Source organism: Bacillus sp. mrc49, assembly GCF_002803435.1.
On record NZ_PHNG01000437.1, the window covers coordinates 1 to 303 of the forward strand.

Consider the following 303-nt stretch of genomic DNA (forward strand, 5'->3'; position numbering starts at 1 on the left):
AATGCATCACTTTTCCCGTCACTTCCACACTCTCCCTCACAATAGAAATGTGATCTTCAAGACAGCGTATGCGGTAAAAATCAAATAGGTGAATGCCCAAGGATGCCATTGTCCTATTTGATAAGATCGACGGACTCCGCCTGCGTGATTTCGAGGAAATCTGCCGGATTCAGGACAATCTGGGTGCCGACCCTCCCCGCGCTTACGATGATTTCAGACAAGTTCGATGCACTTTCATCGATGAAGGTCGGGTATTGCTTTTTCATGCCGATCGGTGAACAGCCCCCCCGTATGTAGCCGGTG

1 protein-coding gene is annotated in these 303 nt (G+C 49.5%); it reads right to left on the bottom strand.

Features of this window, described 5'->3' with window-relative positions:
- Positions 1–113 precede the first annotated feature (113 nt).
- Positions 114–303: YbaK/EbsC family protein (locus CVN76_RS02660; protein ID WP_332850590.1), on the bottom strand; the 190-nt coding region annotated here is incomplete at its 5' end.